Source organism: Flavobacterium glycogeni (assembly GCF_048286775.1).
Taxonomy (GTDB): domain Bacteria; phylum Bacteroidota; class Bacteroidia; order Flavobacteriales; family Flavobacteriaceae; genus Flavobacterium.
In genome coordinates this window covers 1-24,336 of the sequence record NZ_JBLVPV010000034.1, presented here as the reverse complement: position 1 = coordinate 24,336, position 24,336 = coordinate 1, and the positions used below count along the sequence as shown (strand labels likewise).

At 35.2% G+C, this 24,336-nt stretch carries 24 protein-coding genes; 15 read left to right on the top strand and 9 right to left on the bottom strand.

Features of this window, described 5'->3' with window-relative positions; genetic code table 11:
- Window positions 1–24: 24 nt before the first annotated feature.
- Both ACNQGX_RS17340 and ric read right to left on the bottom strand, forming a co-directional pair.
- Window positions 25–2,130, bottom strand: coding sequence for a ribonucleoside triphosphate reductase (locus ACNQGX_RS17340; RefSeq protein ID WP_417978379.1), 2,106 nt, complete (start codon window positions 2,128–2,130; stop codon window positions 25–27).
- A 39-nt stretch (window positions 2,131–2,169) separates the two neighbouring features.
- Window positions 2,170–2,901 (bottom strand): iron-sulfur cluster repair di-iron protein, encoded by a 732-nt coding sequence (gene ric / locus ACNQGX_RS17335; RefSeq protein WP_417978377.1) that lies wholly within the window; start codon window positions 2,899–2,901, stop codon window positions 2,170–2,172.
- Window positions 2,902–3,207: 306 nt separating this feature from the next.
- Here ric and ACNQGX_RS17330 point away from each other — a divergent pair, with 306 nt between their 5' ends.
- The 12 genes from ACNQGX_RS17330 to ACNQGX_RS17275 all read left to right on the top strand — a co-directional run bounded on the left by ACNQGX_RS17330 (window position 3,208) and on the right by ACNQGX_RS17275 (window position 14,456).
- Complete coding sequence (locus tag ACNQGX_RS17330) at window positions 3,208–3,642, top strand: c-type cytochrome (RefSeq protein ID WP_417978375.1); 435 nt, start codon at window positions 3,208–3,210, stop codon at window positions 3,640–3,642.
- 11 nt (window positions 3,643–3,653) lie between these two features.
- Window positions 3,654–5,075 (top strand): cbb3-type cytochrome c oxidase subunit I, encoded by a 1,422-nt coding sequence (locus ACNQGX_RS17325; RefSeq protein WP_417978373.1) that lies wholly within the window; start codon window positions 3,654–3,656, stop codon window positions 5,073–5,075.
- 108 nt (window positions 5,076–5,183) lie between these two features.
- Window positions 5,184–5,963: a CbbQ/NirQ/NorQ/GpvN family protein gene (locus tag ACNQGX_RS17320; RefSeq protein WP_417978371.1), complete on the top strand. Its 780-nt coding sequence runs from the start codon at window positions 5,184–5,186 to the stop codon at window positions 5,961–5,963.
- Window positions 5,964–6,069: 106 nt separating this feature from the next.
- Entirely contained in the window at window positions 6,070–7,845 is a 1,776-nt protein-coding gene (locus tag ACNQGX_RS17315) for a nitric oxide reductase activation protein NorD (protein WP_417978369.1), read from the top strand.
- 8 nt (window positions 7,846–7,853) lie between these two features.
- Window positions 7,854–8,819 carry a DUF438 domain-containing protein gene (locus tag ACNQGX_RS17310; RefSeq protein WP_417978367.1) on the top strand — a complete coding sequence of 322 codons (966 nt, stop codon included), beginning with the start codon at window positions 7,854–7,856 and terminating at the stop codon, window positions 8,817–8,819.
- A 23-nt stretch (window positions 8,820–8,842) separates the two neighbouring features.
- The gene (locus ACNQGX_RS17305; protein ID WP_417978365.1) at window positions 8,843–9,424 is read left to right on the top strand and encodes a cytochrome c oxidase subunit 3; all 582 of its coding nucleotides are present in this window, start codon (window positions 8,843–8,845) and stop codon (window positions 9,422–9,424) included.
- A 3-nt stretch (window positions 9,425–9,427) separates the two neighbouring features.
- On the top strand, window positions 9,428–9,664 hold the full coding sequence (locus tag ACNQGX_RS17300) for a cytochrome C oxidase subunit IV family protein (RefSeq protein WP_417978362.1): 237 nt from the start codon (window positions 9,428–9,430) through the stop codon (window positions 9,662–9,664).
- A 107-nt stretch (window positions 9,665–9,771) separates the two neighbouring features.
- Complete coding sequence (gene nirK / locus ACNQGX_RS17295) at window positions 9,772–11,262, top strand: copper-containing nitrite reductase (protein WP_417978360.1); 1,491 nt, start codon at window positions 9,772–9,774, stop codon at window positions 11,260–11,262.
- A 52-nt stretch (window positions 11,263–11,314) separates the two neighbouring features.
- Window positions 11,315–11,692 carry a c-type cytochrome gene (locus ACNQGX_RS17290; RefSeq protein WP_131915757.1) on the top strand — a complete coding sequence of 126 codons (378 nt, stop codon included), beginning with the start codon at window positions 11,315–11,317 and terminating at the stop codon, window positions 11,690–11,692.
- Between the two features lie 35 nt (window positions 11,693–11,727).
- On the top strand, window positions 11,728–12,492 hold the full coding sequence (locus ACNQGX_RS17285; RefSeq protein ID WP_417978358.1) for a formylglycine-generating enzyme family protein: 765 nt from the start codon (window positions 11,728–11,730) through the stop codon (window positions 12,490–12,492).
- Between the two features lie 18 nt (window positions 12,493–12,510).
- Complete coding sequence (locus ACNQGX_RS17280; RefSeq protein WP_417978355.1) at window positions 12,511–13,191, top strand: SCO family protein; 681 nt, start codon at window positions 12,511–12,513, stop codon at window positions 13,189–13,191.
- A 2-nt stretch (window positions 13,192–13,193) separates the two neighbouring features.
- Complete coding sequence (locus ACNQGX_RS17275) at window positions 13,194–14,456, top strand: alginate export family protein (RefSeq protein ID WP_417978353.1); 1,263 nt, start codon at window positions 13,194–13,196, stop codon at window positions 14,454–14,456.
- 679 nt (window positions 14,457–15,135) lie between these two features.
- Here ACNQGX_RS17275 and ACNQGX_RS17270 read toward each other — a convergent pair.
- The 3 genes from ACNQGX_RS17270 to ACNQGX_RS17260 form a co-directional block, all read right to left on the bottom strand.
- Window positions 15,136–15,330 carry a hypothetical protein gene (locus tag ACNQGX_RS17270; RefSeq protein WP_131998020.1) on the bottom strand — a complete coding sequence of 65 codons (195 nt, stop codon included), beginning with the start codon at window positions 15,328–15,330 and terminating at the stop codon, window positions 15,136–15,138.
- Between the two features lie 109 nt (window positions 15,331–15,439).
- Complete coding sequence (locus ACNQGX_RS17265) at window positions 15,440–15,625, bottom strand: Thivi_2564 family membrane protein (RefSeq protein ID WP_417978351.1); 186 nt, start codon at window positions 15,623–15,625, stop codon at window positions 15,440–15,442.
- A 395-nt stretch (window positions 15,626–16,020) separates the two neighbouring features.
- Window positions 16,021–17,601 carry an FAD-dependent oxidoreductase gene (locus ACNQGX_RS17260; RefSeq protein WP_417978349.1) on the bottom strand — a complete coding sequence of 527 codons (1,581 nt, stop codon included), beginning with the start codon at window positions 17,599–17,601 and terminating at the stop codon, window positions 16,021–16,023.
- Between the two features lie 303 nt (window positions 17,602–17,904).
- Between ACNQGX_RS17260 and ACNQGX_RS17255 the strand changes: the two genes are divergently transcribed.
- Window positions 17,905–18,753 (top strand): SDR family oxidoreductase, encoded by an 849-nt coding sequence (locus ACNQGX_RS17255; protein WP_417978347.1) that lies wholly within the window; start codon window positions 17,905–17,907, stop codon window positions 18,751–18,753.
- Window positions 18,754–19,130: 377 nt separating this feature from the next.
- Window positions 19,131–19,289 carry a lmo0937 family membrane protein gene (locus ACNQGX_RS17250; protein ID WP_417978345.1) on the top strand — a complete coding sequence of 53 codons (159 nt, stop codon included), beginning with the start codon at window positions 19,131–19,133 and terminating at the stop codon, window positions 19,287–19,289.
- Between the two features lie 514 nt (window positions 19,290–19,803).
- Here the strand turns inward: ACNQGX_RS17250 and ACNQGX_RS17245 are convergent.
- From ACNQGX_RS17245 to ACNQGX_RS17230, 4 genes are all read right to left on the bottom strand, one after another.
- Window positions 19,804–22,200, bottom strand: a complete 2,397-nt coding sequence (locus ACNQGX_RS17245) for a glycosyltransferase (protein WP_417978342.1) — start codon at window positions 22,198–22,200, stop codon at window positions 19,804–19,806.
- A 354-nt stretch (window positions 22,201–22,554) separates the two neighbouring features.
- Complete coding sequence (locus ACNQGX_RS17240; protein ID WP_417978341.1) at window positions 22,555–22,752, bottom strand: DUF2188 domain-containing protein; 198 nt, start codon at window positions 22,750–22,752, stop codon at window positions 22,555–22,557.
- 16 nt (window positions 22,753–22,768) lie between these two features.
- Window positions 22,769–22,921, bottom strand: coding sequence for a hypothetical protein (locus ACNQGX_RS17235; RefSeq protein ID WP_417978339.1), 153 nt, complete (start codon window positions 22,919–22,921; stop codon window positions 22,769–22,771).
- 54 nt (window positions 22,922–22,975) lie between these two features.
- A complete protein-coding gene (locus ACNQGX_RS17230) occupies window positions 22,976–23,134 on the bottom strand; it encodes a hypothetical protein (protein WP_417978337.1) in 159 nt (52 codons plus the stop codon).
- 702 nt (window positions 23,135–23,836) lie between these two features.
- On the opposite strand from ACNQGX_RS17230, the gene ACNQGX_RS17225 reads away from it, so the two are divergent.
- Window positions 23,837–24,004 (top strand): hypothetical protein, encoded by a 168-nt coding sequence (locus tag ACNQGX_RS17225; RefSeq protein ID WP_417978335.1) that lies wholly within the window; start codon window positions 23,837–23,839, stop codon window positions 24,002–24,004.
- The last annotated feature ends 332 nt before the right edge of the window (window positions 24,005–24,336 follow it).

Here is a 24,336-nt window from a genome sequence, read left to right as displayed (position 1 = left end):
TTAAACCTTAAACTTTAAACTTTTTTAATTACTCAACTTCAACTTTTTTTCTTCAATTAGAATTTCATCGCATTTCGGGCAATATTCGTGTTCTCCATTCAAATACCCATGAACCGGACACACGCTAAACACTGGCGTAACGGTAATGTAAGGCAATTTGAAATTGGAGATTACTTTCTTCACAAACTGTTTACAGGCTTCTGGCGAACTGATTTTTTCACTCATATACAAGTGTAAAACCGTTCCTCCGGTATATTTGCATTGCAATTCATCTTGCAAAAACAACGCTTCAAAAGGGTCTTCGGTGTGATCCACCGGAATCTGGGAACTGTTGGTGTAATAAATATTGTCGCCCTGTCCGGCTTGTAAAATGTTTGGGAAACGTTTTTTGTCTTCTTTGGCAAAACGGTAGGTGGTTCCTTCGGCCGGTGTAGCTTCCAGATTGTATAAATTTCCGGTTTCCTCTTGGAATTCTTTCATTCGGTTTCGAATATGCTCCAAGATTTCTGATGCAAATTCGATTCCTGACGATGAAGTAATGGCATCTTGATTTCCGGTAAAATTCGCAATCATCTCGTTCATTCCGTTTACACCAATGGTCGAAAAGTGATTTCTGAAATGCTGCAGATACCGTTTGGTATAAGGGTACAACCCTCTGTCGTACATTTCTTGGATAAACACTCTTTTTTTCTCTAAAGTCGATTTAGAAATATATAATAATCGATCTAATTGTTTGTATAATTCTTCTTTATTCCCTTTGAATAAATAACCCAAACGCGCCATGTTAATGGTCACTACGCCAATGCTTCCTGTCATTTCTGCACTTCCAAAAAGTCCGTTCCCCCGTTTTAACAGTTCTCTTAAATCGAGTTGTAAACGACAGCACATGCTGCGAACGGCATTGGGTTTATACGCGTTTTCATTTTCTACTTTATTGCCATTTTCATCCAAGACATATTGGCTTCCTATGAAATTCTGGAAATAGGAAGAGCCGATTTTTGCTGTATTTTCAAAAAGCAAATCGGTGTTTTCTCCATCCCAATCAAATTCTTCGGTAATGTTTACTGTTGGAATAGGGAAGGTGAACGGCTGTCCGTTGGCATCACCTTCGGTCATTACCGTGTAATACGCTTTGTTGATGAGGTTCATTTCTTTTTGAAAATGCTCGTAACGCAATTCGGTTGCTTTTGTAACGCCTCTTTCCCTGGCTCGCAATAGGAGGTCATAATCAAAATTGTCCTCAAAAAAATGATAGTCATTTTTCGTCGGAATTTGGGTTTTCAAATCATCGGGAACGACCCAATCCAAAGTGATATTCGTGAAAGGCGATTGTCCCCAACGCGCCGGAACATTCAAATTGTAAACAAAACTGCGAACGGCTTTCAAGACATCCTCAAATGATAAATCATCTTTGAAAACATAGGGAGCCAAATACGTGTCAAACGAACTGAAGGCTTGCGCTCCGGCCCATTCGCTTTGCAAAATCCCAAGGAAATTCGCCATTTGTCCCAAAGCTTCTCTAAAATGCGAAGGCGCTTTGCTTTCCACGCGTCCGCGAACGCCATTAAAACCATCGTTGAGCAATACCCGCAGACTCCAACCGGCGCAATATCCGGTCAAACAATCTAAATCATGAATGTGGATGTCGCCATTGCGATGTGCATACCCTTCTTCTTTTGTATATACTTTGTCGAGCCAATAATTAGCAATAATTTTGCCGGCAACATTGTTGACCAATCCCGCATTAGAGTAGGAGGTATTGGCATTGGCATTGATTCGCCAATCCGTTTGTTCTATGTATTCCTCGATGGTTTGCGTGCTGTCAACATAAGTGGTGTCTTCGTTTAAGCCATTCACATGTTCGCGTTGCAATTTGCGCGTATGTCTAAACAACATAAAGGAACGCATAACTTCGAAATATTGTTTTTCAAAAAGGTTTTTCTCGATTAAATCCTGAATTTCCTCAACGGCCCAAGTTTCTTTGGATTGTAAATCCTGAATAACTTTTTCAAAAAGAATTGCATCAAATGTTATGGAAACACTTTGAAAGCTTTTTTCAATCGCGTCCTTTATTTTATAACTCTCAAAAGGTTTGTATTCGCCGTTTCTTTTGATAACATATTTTTCCATAGCATTTGATGATTAAGGTTAGATTATGGGGGTTTATTTTTATTCTTGTTCGGAGAATTTTTTTTCTAAAAGGATGGCGCTTGGAAACAAAATGTTGTTTTCCAAATGAATGTGTTTGTGCAAATCCTGCTCAAAATCAGCTAACATGGAATAAGTCACACGGAAAGTACTGCAACCATCGGCCGGCGGCGTGTAATTATTGGTTAGTGATGCTATTTTAACAAAACGATCTCCTTCAGCTTCATGTTCCTCCATCATCATGGCAATGGGATTTTTTACGGTTCCAAATTGTGGTTTCGCAATTTGTTCTTCTGTAAGCGCTGCTTTTGCCATTTTTTTGATAAAAGGAAACAAAATCAGTTCTTCTTTTTTCATGTGTTGCGCTAATTCGCCTGCACAACCAATAAACAGTTCATTGATTTCGAATAATTCAGGATGATTTGCACCATGAACTTTGCACAGTTTGTCTAAAAAAGGAAGTATAATTTGCGTTTTTTCTTCCACGTAACGGTGATGCGTTTTTTCAATATAATCTGCCAATAGGTCCAAAGGCCACGTTTTGAAATCTATGGCACTGTCATTTTTGGTTGTCAAAACAGTATTTAACTGCTCCATTAATTGATCCGTATCAACATCCTTTTTTTCGCAAGCTTCCTCGATTGTTCGATTGCCTTTGCAGCAAAAATCAATTCCGTATTTTGAAAATATTGCTGCGGTTCTAAAATCTTTTGCAACGTATTCTCCGATTGTTATTTTCTCTAAAGTTTCCATAAGATCTGTTTTCGATTAAAATTTATTTATGCAAAAATAATCATTATTTCTAATAAAAGACAAATTTATCCGAATTTAAATTTTTTAATTTATTTTATTTGTAATTCAATAGTTGTCAAATAGATGTGTTTTTTATAAATCTTTTTTAATGGATTATAATTTTACAATTTAAATAAAAATCAAAAGATGATTTTTATCATGTTTTAGCTTTTTTTAAAGCCATTAATTTGCAACAAACAAATAAAAGACATTTTTATCTTTTATTTGAATTAGAGTACATTTATTAACTAACAAAAACGGATACTTATGCTTTCAAAATCACAGGCAAGAGCATTTTTTTTAGGAGGAACAGTGGTCACCTTTTTAATCTTTATAGGATTGACCATTTATTCGTTCATGCCAAGGAATGATCAAACAAACTACAGTAAGATTACTAAAGAGGTAGTGAGAGGAAAAGAAATTTGGGAGACCAACAATTGTATGGGCTGTCATACCATTATGGGCGAGGGAGGCTATTATGCTCCCGAGTTAACAAAAGTGGTGGATCGTCGCGGCGAAGGTTATATCAAAGCAGTTTTGATGTCGCCAATCCCATGGGCACCAAATGGCCGAAAAATGGTGGCTTATCATATGAATGAAGCGGATGCAAACGCTATGGTCGCTTACTTAAAATGGATTGGAAAATTAGATTTAAATGGTTTTGACCGAATCGTTTCCCCTTTAGCTAAAGAAAATAATTAAAATTTTTAAAAATGAAATATAAATCACAAAAAGTAGCCTACTGGTTTTTTGCACTATGCATGCTTTTGTTCTCCCTGCAAATTATCTATGGCTTTATCATGGGCTTTGACCGAATAGGAATTCAAGGATTACACGAGATTATTCCTTTTAACGTGGCACGGGCGGTGCATACCAATTTGTTGGTGGTATGGTTGCTAACCGGTTTTATGGGTGCTGCTTATTACATTATTCCCGAAGAAGCGCAACGCGAATTAATAAGCGTGAAATGGGCTTATGTTCAACTGATTTCATTAGCCATTGTAGGCGTTGTTACCATAATTGGCTTTCACTTCAACCATTGGGAAGGAAGAAAATTTTTAGAAATACCAAGAGAGTTGGACTATTTAGTAGTTGTAAATGTGCTGTTGTTCTTATTCATAATTTTGGGCACACTTTTCAAAGGGAAACGACAAACTACTACGGCTTTAGTACTAACAATGGGATTGTTTTTTGCAGCTCTGCTTTATATACCCGGAATGATTTGGTTTGACAGCCAGGTAATGGACTCTTTTTTCCGTTGGTGGGTTGTTCACTTGTGGGTTGAAGGTGTTTGGGAATTAATTATGGGAGGTATCCTTTCGTTCTTATTGATTAAGTTAACTGGAGTGGACAGAGAAGTTATCGAAAAATGGTTGTACGTGATTGTTGGGCTTACTTTTCTTTCCGGAGTTCTGGGAACGGGACACCATTACTACTACATTGGGGTAAATAAAATTTGGTTAATCGTTGGCGGTATTTTCTCTGCATTAGAACCTTTGGCTTTCTTAGCGATGGCATTATTTGCTGTAAACATGTACAGAAAAGGGGAAAAAAGCCATCCGAACAAAATCGCTTTATTCTGGACTATCGGTTCGGCTATCGTTTCTTTTGTAGGTGCGGGATTACTTGGTTTTGCACATACATTGCCACAAACAAACTTGTATACACATGGAACTTTAGTAACGGCAATGCACGCTCATTATGCATTCTGGGGCGCTTATGCGATGATTGTTCTAGCGATGATTAGTTATGCTTTACCCAATTTAACGGGACGTAAACGGTACGAAAGCTCGCAGGGGATGATGGCTTTTTGGTTATCCAATATTGGAATCTTGGGGATGACCGTAGCCTTTGGTGTTGCCGGAGTTGCTCAAGTGTATATGGAGCGAAAAATGAAAATGGATTTCATGGTCGTTCAAAGCGAAATCAGCATCCATTTTGTAGTGCTTCTTATTTGTGCCACCATGTTTACCACAGGAATTGGTTTATTCATTTTTGATTTTATCAAATATGGCAGACCTACTGATGAAGCTTTAGAAGGAACGCATCACGAAACTCTTTCTTTTCCTGAGATAAAAAAAGGGCTCAATAATGCTTCCAAGAAAAAAGTCGCATTTTCAGAAGAAACAAAATAGAGCTCCTTAAAAATTTAGTATAGCCAACGAAACTCATCACTATTGGAAACAGAACTTGTCATCGCCTGTAAACATTAGAGTGGGTTTCGTTTTTTTTTAAATATAATTATGACACTAAATATCCCATATTATCACGCAGTAGGCAAAGAAAAAGAGGTCTTTGAACACGCCTATAAAAACAAAATTCCTTTCCTGTTGAAAGGACCAACCGGAACAGGAAAATCCCGTTTTGTGGAATACATGGCACATCAATTGGATAAAAAAATTATCACAATTAGCTGTCACGAAGAAACATCTTCTACGGATTTAATTGGCCGATTTATCATCAAAGGTGCCGAAACAGTTTGGCTTGATGGTCCATTAACCACTGCCGTAAAAGAAGGAGCCATTATTTATTTGGATGAAATCGCCGAAGCGCGACCGGATGTTATTGTAGCCATTCACTCCCTGACGGATCACAGAAGGGAATTATTCATAGACAAATTAGGCGAAACTGTAAAAGCGCATGACGATTTTATGTTGGTAGCCTCTTTTAATCCCGGTTACCAAAGAGGTTTTAAAGAACTAAAACCATCGACTCGTCAGCGATTTATAGCTGTTTCTTTTGAATATCCGGAAACGAAAATTGAAACTGAAATTTTGGTAAAAGAAACTAATATAGATCATGATGTAGCCAAGAAACTGGTAGCCATTGGGAATAAAATCAGAAACCTAACGGAATTAGGTTTGACAGAAACTGTTTCCACCCGACTTCTGGTGGATGCCGCCAAAATTATCCATTCGGGTCTTCCAAAACGATTGTCGGTTCATGTGGCTATTGTAGAACCGTTAACAGATGATTTACAAACGGTGGAAGCATTGAAGGATTTGTGTGATTTGATGATTTGATTAAAAGTTATGAGTTATGCGTTGAAACCTCAACCCGTCATTGCCATTGCCATTGCTATTGCCATTGAAATTGTCATTCTTATTAAACACTGAACACTAAGAAAAAATGGGTTTCGAAATAGACGAATATATAGTTGGGAAGTTATTCAGACACTTAAAAAAAAGTAAAAAGATACATCCCGAAATTATTGCAAGAACTGTAACGCTTAATGATATAAAACCTCGATTGACTATTTTGGCTCGTGCTTTGACGGGGAAACCAATCGAAATTTTCCCTGCCGAAAGAGAAGGAGGATATAAAAACAATAATTTTTTCCTCCCCATTTCTTTTTCCAAATTGCCAACGAAAAAAGATAACCTTACTTTTTATCTTTTTAGAATTTTATACCTGAGCGTACAGCAGCGGTTGAATTTGAATTGGACTTTGCAAGAAAAAGACCAGCCTTTGGCACTTTCACAACAAAAAGCATTTGAAACATCAGAAGAAATTCTGGCAATTTTGTTTGAAGAATTTTCTATCGATAAAAAATTTCATACCGAAACAAAACAGCATTTCATTCAAAAAGGAAACGGGAAAAATGCTCCTGATTTTTCTTGGCTGTATGGCAAATGGATGCAAAATGAAATAGAAAAAAACAGCAATACTATTCTCGAAAATTTCTCTGATAAAACCAAAAAAGGAAATGAAAATCAGGCTTTAACGACTTTAAAATCAAAAGCGGTAGAAGAAGTGATTACTGTTGAGGTCGATAAAAAACAACAGGAAGATTATGTCTTGCTTCATAATTTTGAAAAAGTGGAAACTGCCGAAGAATTCAATGGAACCTGGCGTGACTTTGATGGTTCTGACGAATTAGAAGAGCATCAGGAAGCATTGGAAGATTTGAATATGAAATACACGGTTCGGGTAGATGATACGGCACATTCCGTTTATCAATCGGATTTTATTGAGAATACTTCCATCTCCGAAAGTGCCGAAATTGATGCCAAAGGATTCCATCTCACTTATAACGAATGGGATTTTAGCAAGCGTATTTATAAAGAGAATTTCTGTAAAGTATATCCGAAATCACAACAGAAAACGGACAGTACTTATTATAAAAAGACCATTGCAAAAAATGCTTCGACCTTATTGGGTTTGCGTAAAATGCTGACCAATGTCAATAACAGAATGCAACAGCAAAAACGCCAGACTCAAGGAGACGAATTTGATATTGATGCCATTACGGATTTGTATATTGATGTTCATTCGAAACGGACACCTTCGGAAAATATATATATATCAAATCGGAAAAAAGAGAAGGATTTATCGATTTTAATCCTCTTGGATATTAGTCTTTCCAGTGATGGATATGCCGCAGGAAATCGTGTGATTGATGTGGAGAAAGAGGTTTCTATTCTTTTTGGAGAAATCTTAAACGAGTTCAATATCGATTTTTCCATTGACAGTTTTTACTCCAAAACCCGCAATTTTTCGACTTATTTAACGGTAAAGGACTTTGATGAAAACTGGAACATCGCCAAACATAAAATTGGAGCCATAGAACCCAATGGATATACCAGAATTGGAGCCGCTTTACGACATGCCGGTGCAAGACTTGATAAAAGAAATACCAAAAATAAATGGGTCATCCTGATTTCTGACGGAAAACCCAACGATTATGATAAATACGAAGGAAAGTACGGCATCAATGATGTGAAACAAGCGCTTAGAGAACTCAACAGCAGAAATATTAATTCCTATGCTTTGGCTATTGAAGCCCAGGCAAAATATTATCTGCCACAAATGTTCGGGCAAAATCACTATCAAATTTTAACAACACCAGTCGAATTATTGCAATCCTTGGTGCAATTGTACGAAAAAATTAAACATCAAAAATAAATACTATAATGAACGAAACTTCAAATACCACAACACTTCCCGAAGGACATCCAGTTCAGATTTACTTTCAGGAAAATGACATTATTCATGCACTTTTAGAGGAACTCTCCGCTGTAAATCCTGCGGATGATGTGCAGAAATACACCAATATTTTCAATCAGCTTCATACCATCGAGAAACGATTTGCCCGTAAAGAAAATCAGCTTTTTCCGTTTTTAGAAAAGAAAGGATGGGTAGGTCCTTCTCAGGGAATGTGGTCATTTCATGATAATTTAAGAGAGCAATTCCGTTTAATTCAGTACTATCTTAAAATGAATAATCCGGAGAAAATCAATGTCAATACTTCTTTTCTGGTTAATGGAATTTACAGATTGATGCAGATGGAAGAAACGGTTTTGTTTCCAAATGCTTTAAACCTCCTTACCGAAGCCGACTGGATTGAAATGCGCAAAGGCGAAGAAGAAATAGGTTGGATGCTGCCACAAGCTCCTGCTCCTTATCCCAAACAAGAATACATTCACCCAAGTGCCGATTTTACCAAAAGAGAAATGTCTTTTTCACTCGAAAATACGTCTCATTATGATGAAGGATATATGACGGTGGAGCAGGTAAATTTACTTTTCAAAACGATGCCGCTGGATTTGACTTATGTTGATGAAAATGACAAAGTGATTTTCTATAATCGGGGAGAAGAGCGTGTTTTTCCTAGAAGTGCCGGGATTATTGGCCGCGAAGTGAAATTTTGCCATCCGCCAAAAAGTGTGGGAACCGTTCTTAAAATATTGGACGAATTTAGAAAAGGAACAAAAAACGAATCCTCATTTTGGATTAATTACAAAGAACGCCTGATTTACATTCGCTATTTCGCGGTTCGAGATGCCGATAAAAACTACAAAGGCGTCATAGAAATGTCGCAGGATATTACCGATATCAAAAAAATAGAAGGCGAAAAAAGATTATTGGACTGGGAATAAAATATTTTTAAAGACATATTAAAATGAACACACTCAAAATCGATTACAAAAACATCTACTATCCGCCAGGAGGTATTTTGATGTGGATTATTATTTTTTTGGAACTTCTTACCTTCGGGATGGCACTTGTGGCATTTGTTTATTACGGAAAAGATCAGCCTGAATTGTTTCATCAGTCACGGTTGCAACTCAATACTACTTTTGGAGCAATAAATACTATTTTTTTGTTGACGAGTGGTTTTTTTATGGCCAATGCAGTGCTGGAGTTTAAAAACAATAACCTTTTAAAATCGTCTTTGTATTTTAAATTGACCATGCTTGGCGGAACATTATTTTTAATCTTAAAAGGAGTTGAATACTATCATAAAATGGAATCTGGTATCACTCCAGAAACCAATGTTTTTTTTACTTTTTATTGGTTGTTAACCGCTTTTCATTTGATTCATGTAATCATGGGTTTGGTGATTTTAATTTGGACAAATTATGGAATGATGAAAAAAAATTCAGATACAGGTATTGACGACGTTGAAGCCTGCGCTGCTTTCTGGCACATGTGTGATTTGATTTGGCTATTGTTATTTCCTGTTCTGTACTTAATTTTTTAGAAAATGAAAAAAACACTTTTTATTACGTATGGTTTATTAATTGTATTGACGGCTTCAACCGCTTTGATTTCGAATACAATGTCTGTTTCTCGTCTTACAATTATTTTAATTATGGGGTTATCTGTACTGAAATTTCTCTTGGTTTCTTTCGAATTCATGGAGCTTAAAAAAGCAAATGCTTTTTGGAAAGTGAGTTTGATTTCGGTGTTAGGGTTGATTGTTTTAGGATTAGTTTTGTGAAAAGGCTCTTAAATAAAAGTTAAAAACATGACAAATGTCATAATAAAGGACAAAGTTATCTTTTATTTTTACACTATAAATCACGATTAATTTAACACCTAATTATTATGGAAATTACATTTAATTTTAACAAACAGAGTAGGGTAGTAGCCATTGCTTTTTTTGTAGCCCTTGGTCTGTTTTCTTGTTCTAAAAATGAGGAAAAAGACGCAAAATATTATGAGAGTATTAAGATAGAAGGTCAAAAAACAGCAGAACTGACTGCACCACCTTTTGTTCCTAAACCAGTGGGCGATCGTGCAGCCACGAAATTGGTTGTGAACATGGAGATTAAAGAACAAGAGGGAGAAATGGTAGATGGTGTTAAATATACCTATTGGACCTTTGGGGGATCAGTTCCTGGAAGTTTTATAAGAACTCGAGTTGGTGATGAGGTAGAATTTCATTTGAAAAATCACCCGGATAATAAAATGCCGCACAATATAGATTTACATGCGGTAACTGGACCAGGCGGAGGAGCAACCTCTTCATTAGTGGCACCGGGACATGAAAAAGTATTCAATTTCAAAACGTTGAATCCAGGCTTGTATGTATACCATTGTGCCACAGCTCCCGTTGGGATGCACATTGCAAACGGTATGTATGGTTTGATTTTAGTGGAACCTGAAGGTGGTTTGCCTCCAGTTGACAAAGAATACTACATCATGCAAGGCGATTTTTATACCAAAGGAAATTATGGGGAACAAGGATCTCAACCATTTGATATGAATAAAGCGATTAAAGAGCAACCTGATTACGTAGTGTTTAATGGAAAAGTAGGGGCGTTAACAGGAGATAAAGCATTAACAGCCAAAAAAGGGGAAACAGTACGTATCTATATGGGTAACGGTGGACCAAACTTAGTCTCTTCTTTCCACGCAATTGGTGAAATATTCGATAAAGTTCATATTGAAGGTGGCGATATGATTAACAAAAATGTCCAAACAACTTTGATACCAGCCGGTGGCGCTGCAATAGTTGAATTTAAAGTGGATGTTCCCGGTACGTTTATCCTAGTAGATCACTCTATTTTTAGAGCTTTCAACAAAGGGGCGTTGGGAATGTTAAAAGTAGAAGGAGATGATAATAAGTTAGTCTATTCCGGAACAACACAAGAAGGGATTTATTTGCCGGAGGGTGGTACTATACAAAATATGCCTAAAGTGAAAGGTACAACTCAAAGCGTTGCGGTAAAAACTGTAGCTGAACATGTTAAAGCAGGGAAAGAACTGTACGGAAGAACCTGTCTAGCCTGTCACCAATCTGAAGGGCAAGGAATTCCAAATGCCTTCCCTCCATTAGCCAAATCAGATTTCTTAAATGCTAATTCTGGCAGAGCAATAAATGCTGTTTTACACGGATTGAGCGGAGAAGTTACTGTAAATGGTAAAAAATTCAATAACGTCATGACAAGTCAAAATTTGACCGACGATGAAGTATCCAGCGTGTTGACTTATGTGTATGACAGTTGGGGAAATAATAAAACGGTTGTAACGCCTGCAATGGTTAAAACTTTGAGAGGAAAAGTAACTCCAAAAGTAAAAGATATTCATGAATAAAAACAGGATTTAATCCAAATCTAAACAAGTATTTAACATTAATTATAATAAAATGAAAAAGTATATTTTATGCATCGGAATGATGGGATTGGCTTTACAAGGATACAGTCAAAGCGCTGATAAAGGAAAAGGAATTTATGCGAAAACGTGTATAGCTTGTCATCAAGCTGCCGGGCAAGGAATTCCTGGTGCTTTCCCTCCTTTGGCTAAATCAGATTACTTAAATAAAGATGTGAATCGCGCTGTAAAAGGAGTCGTAAAAGGATTAACGGGGCCAATTACTGTAAATGGTAAAAAATTCAGTGGTGCCATGCCTGCACAAGCATTAAGCGATCAACAAATAGCGGATGCAATGACCTATGTTTACGCCAGTTGGGGAAATAATAAAACCACGGTTACACCAGCAATGGTAAAAGCCCAAAGAAAATAATTCGTACAGCTTAAAAGAAATTAGCCATGTTAAATATGAAAAAATTTTTGCCAATATTTTTGTTTCTTATTGTAGCATCGCTATGGTCTCAAGTTGTTAAAATGGCTTCTATAGAAAGGGGGACTTTTGTTCCCCTTTATGGAGCTACAAGTAAAAAACCGGTACAAGTTGAAGCTTTTAGTCTTGACATTTATCCGGTGACCAATGCCCAGTTTTTGGAATTTTTAAAGAAATATCCAGAAAATAGCCGTTCTAGGATGAAAGGTATTTTTGCCGATAAAAGTTATTTGTCGCAATGGGAGAGTGATTTTAATTATGGCTCTGCCAATTTAAGTGCTGCTCCGGTAACTAATGTTTCTTGGTTTACAGCCAAAAAATATTGTGAATGCCAAGGAAAACGATTGCCCACGATGGACGAATGGGAATATGTCGGCATGGCCGATGAGAAACGAATTGACGCACGTACTAAAGAAAGCTTTAATAATTACATTTTGTCTTGGTATGAAAAACCAAAAACCTATGCGAATCCAGTAGGTCGCACCTTCAAAAATTATTGGGGTGTTTATGATATGCATGGATTAGTTTGGGAATGGACAGCCGATTTCAATAGTGTTTTTCTTTCCGGAGAATCCAGAAAAGACAAGGATACGGACCGGAATCTATTTTGCGGAAGCGGTTCTGTCAATGCAACAGATCTAATGAATTATGCCGCTTTTATGCGCTATGCTTTCCGAGGAAGTCTTAAGGCACGATTTACTACTAAAAACCTCGGTTTTAGATGTGCGAAAGATAAAAAGTAGCGCTCAAAATCAACTCAAATGACAACAGAAATGAAATCAAATAATCACAATCCCAGCTTATCTAAACAGACGAATCTTTCAAAGATAAAAATTGAAAAAAGCAGGTATAAAACGCTTTTTTTAGGATTAGTTTTAATTATTTTATCACTTCAGTCCTGTGTTAATAAATCAAAAGCGGAAACAATAGACAAACCTATTTCGGATTTATCCATTTACAATCTTCCATCAAAATGGACCAATGAAGAAGGTGAAAATCTCGAAATGAAAGATTTGAAGGGGAAAGTGCTGGTTATGGTTATGATTTACACTTCTTGTAAATCTGCTTGTCCAAGATTAGTGGCTGACATGCGAAATATCGAACAAAGATTGCCGAACAACATAAAGGATAATGTAAAATTGGTTTTAGTGAGTATCGATCCTACTGTAGATACACCCAAACGTTTAAAATCGTTTGCTATCGAAAATAAAATGGACGGTGCACAATGGGTTTTCCTACGTTCATCGGAAGAAAATACAAGAGAATTTGCAGCGGTTTTGGCTGTAAATTATAAAAAAATAGCGCCTTTGGAATTCTCTCATTCCAATATCATAAGTGTATTTAATGCTGATGGGGAATTAGCGTATCAACAAGAGGGTTTAAGTGTCAATTCAGACCAAACCATTCAAAAGATTACTGAGGAAGCTCAAAAAATAAAGTAAACATGAAACTACTTAAAATAATTGGTTTGTCATTTTTAGGAATGGTAAGCACGGGGACTTATGCCCAAGAGTTGGATGCCAATCTGCAACTCAGACCGCGTTATGAATACCGAAATGGTTTCAAAAGCCTTATGTCAAATGGCGAAAAGGCAACCTCATTTGTATCGCAACGTTCCCGATTAAATTTTAATTACAAGCAAGAAAAATTACAAGCCAAATTAACGTTGCAAAACATTCGCACATGGGGTGATGTGGCCACCACCGCAACAGCTGACAAAAACGGAATTGCTTTATTTGAAGCTTGGACACAATATGATTTTGATGTCAAATGGAGTGCGCGCTTAGGCCGCCAAGTGATTTCGTATGACAATCAGCGTATTTTTGGCGAAATCGATTGGGCACAACAAGGGCAAAGTCACGATGCCGCGGTGATTACGTTTCATCCGAAGAATCATCAATTGGACTTAGGTTTTGCTTTGAATGCCAATGCAGAAAATTTATTGGAGCCGAAAACCGCCTACACAACTAACTACAAATCCTTGCAATATGCTTGGTATCACACCCAGTTTAGCAAATTAAATTTGAGTTTGCTACTGTTAAATACCGGATATGAATTTGAAAAAAACATTGGCAATTTAGAAATAGATTACAAGCAAACCTTTGGCACTTACCTTTCTTTCAAGGGAAAAAAATGGGACACTAATTTTGGGGCTTACGGACAAACAGGAAAAAGCGCCGATAAAAAGGTGAACGCCTGGTATGCGGGAGCGTTCCTTGGTTATGCGGTCACCAATACATTCAAAGCGGGATTAGGATATGAATATCTTTCGGGTAAAAACCAAAATGACAGCAGTTCTGACATAAAATCGTTTAGCCCAATTTTTGGAACCAATCATGGTTTTAATGGTTTCATGGATTATTTTTATGTAGGAAATCATCAAAATAGTGTGGGATTGCAAGATGCCTATTTAAAGCTAAATTATACGTCTAATAAATGGCAATTTACGTTAATGCCACATGTTTTTAATGCGCCGAATACCGTTTTGGATGCTTCCAATGACGAAATGGACAGCTATTTAGGAACGGAACTTGATTTTACTGTCGGTTATAGCATTCAGAAGGATATTGTAGCTTCGGCTGGGTATTCCCAAATGTTTGGTTCAGGAACTTTAGAAAGATTAAAAAATGTTGCTGATGCCGCCAATACCAACAATTGGGTTTGGGTAATGGTTTCTTTTAGCCCTAGGATATTTAGTTTAAAATAGATTTTACTTAATTAACTAATTCAAAGAAAACCTCGTTTATGTAATTATAAACGAGATTTTTATTTATTGTCTCGCCCTGAAATTCGAACTCTTGCTGTGTTGTTTTTGTAAGGCGCTGATTGTAATTTATTTAATAAAAAAAGGGAATAGTGTTCGACTATTCCCTTTTTGTGGAGTCGCCGGTACTACAATCAAACACCTTATACCAATTTTAACTTTTTTTGACAGCCTGAAATTATGAGTTAACTTTTTGATAATTAGAATTTTGTTTGTTTTGTTTTCAAGACATTGTTTTCGAAAGTAAAATATCAGACCAAGAATTTAAGCATTTTTTTGCTAATTACAGATTTTTTAAAAGTAAAAAGCTACAGAAAAATGGGAAACCAATTGCCAAGATTTAGTTAAGCTCGGTTGGCGGTGGCGAGGGCAAGTGTATGGATTTGTATTGTACCAATTTGAAACTGTATGAACAATTAAAATTAATACTCTTGCTGGCTTTTTTTGCTTCTGTGGGTGCTTTAATCTAATTAGTATTTACTGATTAACGGGTATCAAGCTCGTGTACCTTTTCGTTGGTCATAGACGGAAGGTTGGAAAACCTCTATGTTCTTGATGCCGTTACGCCAACCTATCAAATCAGATAAATACTATTAAATTAATTGTTTTTTAATTTCAAAAATTATGATTCATCTTTTGTTGTACGAACTAGGCTGATGCCTGAAATGAAGAATATAAGACCCAGTATGCCATAAATGACAAGCATTTTAATATCACGTGTGCCGCCAGAGGTATCCATAAATATTACAGCAGTATAAATAAGACCACCTATTCCGAGAGCAGTAAGTAACGCTCCAAAGATTCTTTTTAGATTCATGATTTTTAGTTTTAAAGGTTTTCTGTTATAATTTTTTTTTAATAAGGATTATTGTTTTTGAAGATGTTCGATTTCAGAACTGACATTTGAATAATTAGGACATGCATTTTTATACTTGTATGTCCATCAAGTTACTGAAAAGCCCGAACGCTTTGAGAAGCCAAATAATCAAAACAATCACAACCACAATGTTAAGTATTTTTTTGATTGTACCATCCATAGGGATATAGGTATTTACGAGCCAAAGAAGTACACCTACAACAATTAATACGAGTAATACAGTGAATAGTGGCATAAAAAATGATTTAGAAGTTAATTAAAGGTAATTTAATTAGTTTGGGAAAGGATTATACAGTTTTAATAATAAGTTGCATTATTCACGTGTTTTATTTCGAGTGATAATCCATCTTAAACAGGAATCTTAGCTTGTTTTCCCGTTCCCAAAACGATGTTGAGCCATTGAATTTATAAATTATCCCGAGTTTCAATTAATAAATCACAAGCTTTCTATCTGTGTCAATCTCTTTTGTTTTTTTGAAGTTTTCTTTTACCATAATAAATGTATTTGTCAATTTATTTTAATCCGTTGGGTGCAACTATTAAAAACTAAATACACCCAACAGGTTTATTTTACTACATGAAATAAGTATTTTTAGACAGGTATTAACTTTTAAACTTCATGTACTTTATTCATATTTTTTTTAAATCAGAAAGTGCAGGTCCATTTATTACTTTGCCTTCATTGGTAAAACGGGAGCCGTGCATAGGACAATCGAATGTTTTTTCGTCGGCATTCCATTGCAGTATTCCTCCTAAATGAGGACAAACTGCAGAGAAGGTATGAAGATTACTCTGATGGTCACGATAAGCTGCGATTTTTTTTAATCCAAATGAAATAATCCCACCTTCACCTAGTTTTAAGTCGTCTATTTTTTTTATATGTTCTGGAGTAATCCAGTCTCCATATTGCGCTACCATGTTTCCAACTTCGTGTAAGTAATCAGCAGTAGTTTTTAGTGTAATGCGAGAAGGGCTGTATATTTTAATCCAGGGATTTTCTTTTCCGGTAATTATGTCGGTGATAATCATTCCGCCAAGTGTTCCGTGTGTCATACCGTTACCAGAATCACCTGTAATAATGTAAATGTTATCTTCATCTGGATTCTTGCCAATGTATGCCAATGAATCAAGAGGTTCCATTACCTGACCAGACCATTTGAATTCGATAGTCCCAATAGCAGGAAAATGTTTCTTTGTCCATTTTTCCAGTTTAGTATAACGATCTTCTTCTTTTATATTCTCGTCATCAGCCTGCCCTGTACGATGGTCTTCTCCACCTGCAATCAATATGTCGTATTGCTCATCAAACTCTTCCAAACGGACATAATGATAGGGCTTTACGATCCATTTTGAGTTATGATCGCCGGTGTCCCACCACAATGCATAAGGTAGTTTTCCTTTAGGAACTTTGGCAGCTATCACATAGGTGCGATAAGGCCATTGTTTAGTATGCATTATTACCCAGTCATTGATGGGGGTGTTCGTTGCAACTACAATGTGATTTGCTTTTACTTTAAAACCGTTTGCAGTAGCACCCAGGGTCGTAATATTTCCTGCTGTTGTTTCTGTATAGATTTCTCCTCCCAATTTTATAAAGGCACTAGCTAATCCTTTAAGATAAAGAAGTATATGAAACTGTGCCTGATCAGCAAATTTAAGACACCACTTTCCTTTTTCAGCTGCAATGGACGGAACAGAATTTAGCATCTCAGTACTAAGTCCGGCACGTTTTGTAGCTTCGTATTCTTTCTCTAATGTTTCCTTGGGATCAGAAGGATGTAAAAACAAATAGCCATCCACTCTTTTAAAATGACAATTAATTTTATGGTGTTTTACAGTGTTTGCTATCCATTCAATAGCAGCCATGTGACTATTGGCTGCTAATTGTGCAGTATGTTCATCGAAAGTTTTTTCCAATTCAAAATAATGGTCGTCCAGCGCACAGGTAATATGAGCAGTAGTTCTTCCAGTTTCACCGCTTCCAATAAATCCGTCTTCAACCAAAATTACTTTACGTCCTTCCTTTGCAAGACAGTAAGCGGTGGTAAGTCCTGCGATACCACCTCCTATAACTAAAATATCAGTATCAATATTTTGGCTTAATTTCTCAAAAGCAAGTGGCTTTATAGCCGATGAAAACCAATAAGAAAGATTTTCTCCGGAGGTTATAGTACCATTTTCAGATTCAGAAGTATTTTCAGGAGTTTTCATTTGAGACTTTTTTAGTGGTGGGTTTTCAATCTGCTCATTTCGGTTTCCTTTAGGTTCATTGGATGAATAAATTTACGAAATAAATTTAATACTATAAACCCGTTGGGTAAAATAAATTTTAAGAAAAAAAGTAATTTAATTTTGTTAAAATATTGAAATTCAGTATCTTTAACTCTGAAAAGTAACCGGTATCTATGTGGAATATTTCGTGTATATAGAAAGCCGAAAATGATTGATATTGAGGTTTTCGCTTTGGATTTGACCGCTGAATTTAAGTAACCAAATATTCCAAATTATAATGTCATGGCAAAACCAAAGGAATTTCCGGAGCAAAGTCAAGATGCGCCCGGACTGGAGTTTAAAATGCGGCCGCAACCAGAAATTATAAATCCAAATTATAAAGGAAGTGGAAAACTGGAAGGTAAAACCGCATTGATTACTGGTGGTGACAGCGGGATAGGCAGGAGTGTGGCCGTACATTTCGCTAGGGAAGGAGCAAACGTGATCATTATTTACCTGAATGAGGAAATTGATGCGTTGAAAACTAAAGAACTGGTGGAAAGTGAAAACAGAGAATGTTATCTTATTAAAGGTGATTTGAAACAGGAGAAATTCTGTAAAAGTTGTATTGACAAAAGTATTAAAAAATTTGGGAGCCTTAATATTATTGTTAATAATGCGGCATTTTTGGTATCTAAAAATAGGATTGAGGAAATTACAAAAAAGCAATTGACTGAGACCTTTGAAACCAATATTTACCCTTTTTTCTTTATTGTGAAAGAAGCTATGCCGTATTTAAAAAAAGGCGACAGTATCATAAACACCGCTTCGGTAACTGCTTATAGGGGAAGTGAACACCTTCTGGATTATTCGAGTACGAAAGGAGCAATTGTTACCTTCACACGTTCGCTGGCGACAATGCTTGCTAAAAAAGGAATACGGGTGAATGGTGTTGCTCCCGGACCAATTTGGACGCCATTAATTGTTTCCAGTTCAAAAAAAATGAGTGATTTTGGTCAGGATACTCCCATGGGTAGAGCAGGACAACCTTCGGAAGTGGGCCCAGCCTATGTTTTTTTAGCCAGTGCCGACAGCAGTTATATTACAGGTCAGATTATCCATATTAACGGAGGGGAGATCGTTGGTGGTTAAAATTGAATGTGACTTAGGTAACTTTTAGCAGGTTATACAACAGATTTATCAATGACAATTATGAATGAAATTTAATAGTAAATTTTTAAAATAAATAAATTATGATAAAAAAATAATTAGAATTTAAAAGTCACTGTTATTATTGCCTCAATATTACGGTAGCAATATTGAGACACAAATCGAAATAAAAACCCTAAAAAGAAACGCCAAAGAATATAGTAATGGCAAAGAACAATTAAGGGGTAAGCGGGTAATAACTTGCTGGTATTGAAATTGAAGTATGAAAACCAGTCAATTTGCCTTATCGTGGGAATGTTTTGATACCGTATGGTGTTATAAACTAAGTTAAAAAAATGGACTTTAAAAAATAAATCAAAATGGGAAATTTACTCTATACAATTGCTATAATATTAGTTATAATATGGGCAATCAGTTTTTTTGGTGGATTTGTGACAGGTGGGTTAATACATCTTTTATTGGTGATTGCTTTAATTGCAATTGTCTTAAGGGTTATTCAAGGGAAAAGACCTTTGTAAAAACCATGTATTATAATTAGGATTATTTATAATTGTAATTGACTGATATTAATAACATCATGTTGATTGCTGTTAAATTAATATTGCATAGCAGAAATGGATACTAATTGAACAAAGTAGTAGTTTTTTGTAGCTATCTTTTTGAAATGTCTAGTAGTTTTTTTTAATCAACAATATAGAAATTAAATTATTTGAAACTATTAATGGAGGAAAATCTATTGATGAAATTACAATGATTTTGGTTTAATTTACCTTTGAAATAAAAAAAAGGGGTGTTCGAAACATCCCCTTTTGTGAAGTCGCCAGGACTACAGTCGAACAGCTTATACCGAATCTTAGCGTTTTTTAATAATTTTAAATTATGATTTAATTAATTGATTTCCAATTTTTTAATGATTAAATTATTTGCTTGTTATTATTTATAAAAATGGTCGTTTTAAGGTTTAAGTGTTTTTTATATAAATAGAAAGTAGGTGTTTCTTTTGCTTCTAAGAATTCTTATAACATAAACACATTATGTAAATTGTTTTTTGTTATTCAATTTCAAATAAAACTCCATTTGACTTTCAATGGTCTTGGAATGTTTAAGTATTTTTTTGAATGTTTTTTTAACGGTTAGCCTTGCCATTAAATAACTTACTGTAGATTCTGCTCCTTGATTCAAATTGATGTTAGTTTCTTCCAGTCCATCATAGCATCCTCCGGTACATGGATTATAAATAATTTGTTTCAAATGATTGTTCCCCAAAAACCAGCTGAAAGCAATTTCCATTTTTTGTAAATAGGCATCTTCTTTAAAGGCATCATAGAATTTACTTAACGCCAAAATGGTATAGGCTACATCTATGGGTTGTTCGCCACCTACTGGTAACGGAATAAACTCACTTTCTTTATGCAACCATCCTTTATTAGAAACCACATTTATACATTCATCTCTAAATATCTTTGATAAAAGAAAGTCAAATGAGGATTTGGCAGTTTCTTTATAAATGAGATCTCCAGTTGCCAACCAGGCGCATAATAAGGCTTCAGGCAAAATACTGTTTCCATAAGTAAGATAGCTCTCGAACCAAGCCCATTTTTTGTCGGATTCATGTCTGTACATTTGAACCAATCGGTTGGCCAGTTCTTTTATTAAAGCTACATTTTGTGCTGATTTATTTTTTGTATTGCTATAATACACGCCTTTTATTACAAATGCCATCGCTCTTGTAGAATGAATTTTATTTACATTCAACAAAGCGGTGTGCATGGTGGTTTGTGCTACTTTCACTAAATCTTGGGGTATCAAATCACCTAGGGAAATCAAATATCCCAATGCCCATATCGCTCTTCCATTAGAATCGGCTAGATTGGTAGTGTTATTTTGTTTTGTAAATAGATTATTCTCATCGACATAATTCAAAAAATAACCTTCGGGTTGCATACAATGTTTTATAAAATCGAAATAGATACGGATGTATTCTAAATCGGCTATGTCTTTTGTTAATTCAAAATGTTGGCACATTGCAACCATAGCTCTTGCGTTATCATCTAATGTGTAGCCTGAATTTATATCTGGTTGATTGATATTTGAAAACTGAATCATTCCAAAAGAAGTTGTTAATTTTTTTATGTGATCCAAATTAATTTCGGGGATCTTATAATGGAGTGAGAATTTGTCCTCTGCAATTTTTCCAAACAATAAAACGTGTGCAATTGCTGCATTTTCCCACACTGTTGGTGCTATTTTGTGCAATGCATTGGTACTGATTTTTTTTCTCAATTGCTCGTCAAATAACAAAAGGTTTACTTCTTTGGCTAATTGTTGAACGTTTCCAAAATCTACAATAATTCCAGATTCACCACACAATACTTCGCAGGCATGCGGAATAGGAGTAGAGACAATAGGGCAACCGCAACTCATGGCATAAGAAAAAGTGCCACTCACAGCTTGGTTTGGATCTTTGGAAGTAAACAAATAAATATCGGTAAGCTGTAAATATTCCAATAGATCCGATAAGGACAAATAGCGATTTATAAATTGTACGTGATTTTGCAGTTGTAAGGCTTCAATCTTTGCTTCAAGCATTAATCGATATTTTTCTCCCTCTTCTTTTGCGACAGATGGATGTGTCTTTCCAATAATTAGAAACAGTACATCATCATTTTCTTTTATGATATTGGGTAGGGCATCCAGCGTGGTTTCAATGCTTTTTCCAGAGCTAAGCAGCCCAAAAGTGGAAAGTACATTTCTACCGGTTAATTTATATTTTTCCTTTAAAAGTGCTTTGTCAGAATGAGGAACTAAATGCGTTCCATGTGCAATAATGGTAATTTTTTCTGGAGTAAGCCCGTAATCATTTATTAGAATTTTTGCGGACGAACTGGTCATTACAATAATAGAATGAGCCGATCCGCTTATTTCTTGTACATTTTCTTTTAATGACTCATTTGGATTTGGTAATACGGTATGAAAAGCAATAATCACAGGTTTTAGAATAGTATTTAAAAACTGTCTAAAATCGGCCTCATTTTTTCTAAATAATCCAAATTCATGTTGTATCAATACAATCTGAATAGCAACGTTATCATTAATTTTGGCTGCTAAATTTTGGAAAGCATTTGGGTGATCGGTATTCAGAATATATTGTGTTGGTTCGGAGTAAACATGTTGTTCATTTTTGGATTCTAGTGGACAAATTTTTATCTTGAACGAATGCTTGAATTTCTTATTCAGTGCCTGAATTAAATCCTGAGAATAAGTCGCAATGCCACATTCGCGAGGAGGATACGAAGTGATAAATAAAATTTCGGGCAATTTCTCTTTAGTTTCAGGAATATATAATGCATTCGACTTAGAAGAATAACCCTTTTTTTGAATTCTTGCAGCTAGTACATTGGAACTTTTAGTTGTAATTCTGTTTCTCATTTTTTTAATTTTTAGTATTAATTCTTTCAGTAATTCAGATAGGATAATAGATGACAACTTATTCGCTCGTGCTCCATATTTGTCAAAAATATGTTCCAGTTTGTTTTTCTTGGAATTCCAATGTCAACGCAGGTTAACATAAATTGGATTGTTGTTCTTCTAAATTTTCTTTTAGCAGGTATATGGGGAAATAGCAATGACATAGGACAAAATCCCTTCTTGTCTGACTAATCGCTTCCTTCTTGATATGGAATACCTTTTTCACTTTTGCTTTTCCTTACACATTGATAACCTATTTCCTTTACTAAGGGATATGATATAGGTCCTGGCCATGCACTTTTATATCGTAATCCTTTATTTTTCAGGATTATCCGTCTTTTTGCCATGTTCTGCGGCCCATTCTTTGGCTCTGCTAATGGAGGTGGCTATTGCAATCCCTTCATCTGTATGTCCTTCTTCAAGAATAGCATTAGCAATTTCAATGGCCTTATTCCTTACTGCAGCAGGAAGATTCTTCATGGAATTGGGATAATCGTTTTTTGTCCACGGCATAATACTTGGGTTTAAATTATTTTTTAAAAAGACCGATGAGTCCGCCGGAGACAAGGATATGCTTATCCGTTGCATTGAGCAGTGCATTTTTATCAGAACCTCTAAGAGGACCTTCAATGACCATTGTAGTTACAATAAAAATTGGTTTTTTGAAATGCAAAATTTTCATGATATTTTTCTTTATTTTTTCTGTGGTTTTAAAAGTATTACGGTTAAAATCAGCTCAATATTCAAGTGGAGCTCCCATAGGTTCAAATATATTTGACGTTCTTTCATAAACAGGAATCATGCATACTTTAGTGTTCAGTGGAAATGATCCGTTTGCAACTTCCTCAACTACTTTGCTATAAAAAGAACTGTCGATTGATAAAAGTATTTTCATTTTTTTTAAAATAATTTAAAGATTTCTTCACTCGAATATTTTGAATAGAATTCTATTTTTTCTCTATGAAGGGCATCTCAGATTTTGGGTAGTGGCTTTTAATATCTGTCTTTTTTTTTATTTTCACTGTTGTACCGTCCGTTCATATTTTATTGAAAGGAATCTTCAATTTTATTTTGAAGGTTTCTTAATAATTCTTAATTTAAATTTTTCTGGAAATTGCTTAATCATGCCACCGACAAGTATATCTGACATTTCTGAACATTTCCTCTTACTTATTTATTTACTTTCTTTAAATATCAAGTTGGTATTCATTAAGACTGTAAATTTTTGTCTGAGTTTATCTTTCTGCTTATCTCCAGTTTTACTTATATTAAGTCCTTTTAAAAGGATAAATTTACGAAATTAATTTAATAAAAATGAAATTAATGCACTTGTTTTGAGGTGGTTATGTTGTAGCATGGAAAATTTTAGATCATACCTCGATAATCTTTGCATCGATATTACTTTTTGGAAAAAGGATGCAGTTTTTACAAACGGTTTTCTTTTTTTATAGCTTAATTTTTCAGACTTTTATTAAGTGAAATCTAAAATCATTCCTTTATGGAATCTAATTACTAGATGATTTAGGTTGATTGCATAATCCATGAAGATAAAATTAACCTTGTTATCTTTGACGATGAGGATAGGTTTATAGAGACTGTGAATAATCCAGATCCAGATCAAGTTCCACAAATTATCTTTATTGATCTGAATATTACAGGAAAAAATGATTTTGATATTTTTGAAGAAATCAAAAATTTAATCAAATACAACAATACTTCAATAATTATATTTTCTACCTCGAGTGAACTGGAAACCATTTCATAATGCTTAGAGTCAATTTTTGCATTACAAAACTGAAGGAATTATAGGGATAGAACGCAAAATACAGTTTGGTCTCAGTACTGCAGGAGAATAAATATTCTTGCTCTTTAATCAATTTATGTTATTGCTGCACAAAAAAATGCAGCATTATAAAAAGTTTTGTAACGGTTTAATGTTGAAATTCAGTTTCAGGATCATTAATAAGCTGTTTGACCATATAATACCAAACACATGTATTATATAGTCCAAATTTCATCTAAAAACACATAGCTATATCCACAGATACTCATTACCTCTTTTTTGCTTGTAGCTTTTACGAGGTTAGTAATGAAATC

Excerpts from the sequence above, each read along its gene's own strand:
- ACNQGX_RS17245 (WP_417978342.1), bottom strand. The coding sequence starts at position 22,200 with ATGAGAAACAGAATTACAACTAAAAGTTCCAATGTACTAGCTGCAAGA.
- nirK (WP_417978360.1), top strand. The coding sequence starts at position 9,772 with ATGGAAATTACATTTAATTTTAACAAACAGAGTAGGGTAGTAGCCATT.
- ACNQGX_RS17320 (WP_417978371.1), top strand. The coding sequence starts at position 5,184 with ATGACACTAAATATCCCATATTATCACGCAGTAGGCAAAGAAAAAGAG.
- ACNQGX_RS17340 (WP_417978379.1), bottom strand. The coding sequence starts at position 2,130 with ATGGAAAAATATGTTATCAAAAGAAACGGCGAATACAAACCTTTTGAG.
- ACNQGX_RS17275 (WP_417978353.1), top strand. The coding sequence starts at position 13,194 with ATGAAACTACTTAAAATAATTGGTTTGTCATTTTTAGGAATGGTAAGC.
- ACNQGX_RS17250 (WP_417978345.1), top strand. The coding sequence starts at position 19,131 with ATGGGAAATTTACTCTATACAATTGCTATAATATTAGTTATAATATGG.
- ric (WP_417978377.1), bottom strand. The coding sequence starts at position 2,901 with ATGGAAACTTTAGAGAAAATAACAATCGGAGAATACGTTGCAAAAGAT.
- ACNQGX_RS17285 (WP_417978358.1), top strand. The coding sequence starts at position 11,728 with ATGAAAAAATTTTTGCCAATATTTTTGTTTCTTATTGTAGCATCGCTA.
- ACNQGX_RS17310 (WP_417978367.1), top strand. The coding sequence starts at position 7,854 with ATGAACGAAACTTCAAATACCACAACACTTCCCGAAGGACATCCAGTT.
- ACNQGX_RS17255 (WP_417978347.1), top strand. The coding sequence starts at position 17,905 with ATGGCAAAACCAAAGGAATTTCCGGAGCAAAGTCAAGATGCGCCCGGA.
- ACNQGX_RS17260 (WP_417978349.1), bottom strand. The coding sequence starts at position 17,601 with ATGAAAACTCCTGAAAATACTTCTGAATCTGAAAATGGTACTATAACC.
- ACNQGX_RS17300 (WP_417978362.1), top strand. The coding sequence starts at position 9,428 with ATGAAAAAAACACTTTTTATTACGTATGGTTTATTAATTGTATTGACG.
- ACNQGX_RS17305 (WP_417978365.1), top strand. The coding sequence starts at position 8,843 with ATGAACACACTCAAAATCGATTACAAAAACATCTACTATCCGCCAGGA.
- ACNQGX_RS17315 (WP_417978369.1), top strand. The coding sequence starts at position 6,070 with ATGGGTTTCGAAATAGACGAATATATAGTTGGGAAGTTATTCAGACAC.
- ACNQGX_RS17230 (WP_417978337.1), bottom strand. The coding sequence starts at position 23,134 with ATGAAAATACTTTTATCAATCGACAGTTCTTTTTATAGCAAAGTAGTT.
- ACNQGX_RS17240 (WP_417978341.1), bottom strand. The coding sequence starts at position 22,752 with ATGCCGTGGACAAAAAACGATTATCCCAATTCCATGAAGAATCTTCCT.
- ACNQGX_RS17330 (WP_417978375.1), top strand. The coding sequence starts at position 3,208 with ATGCTTTCAAAATCACAGGCAAGAGCATTTTTTTTAGGAGGAACAGTG.
- ACNQGX_RS17280 (WP_417978355.1), top strand. The coding sequence starts at position 12,511 with ATGACAACAGAAATGAAATCAAATAATCACAATCCCAGCTTATCTAAA.
- ACNQGX_RS17290 (WP_131915757.1), top strand. The coding sequence starts at position 11,315 with ATGAAAAAGTATATTTTATGCATCGGAATGATGGGATTGGCTTTACAA.
- ACNQGX_RS17235 (WP_417978339.1), bottom strand. The coding sequence starts at position 22,921 with ATGAAAATTTTGCATTTCAAAAAACCAATTTTTATTGTAACTACAATG.
- ACNQGX_RS17325 (WP_417978373.1), top strand. The coding sequence starts at position 3,654 with ATGAAATATAAATCACAAAAAGTAGCCTACTGGTTTTTTGCACTATGC.
- ACNQGX_RS17270 (WP_131998020.1), bottom strand. The coding sequence starts at position 15,330 with ATGAATCTAAAAAGAATCTTTGGAGCGTTACTTACTGCTCTCGGAATA.
- ACNQGX_RS17265 (WP_417978351.1), bottom strand. The coding sequence starts at position 15,625 with ATGCCACTATTCACTGTATTACTCGTATTAATTGTTGTAGGTGTACTT.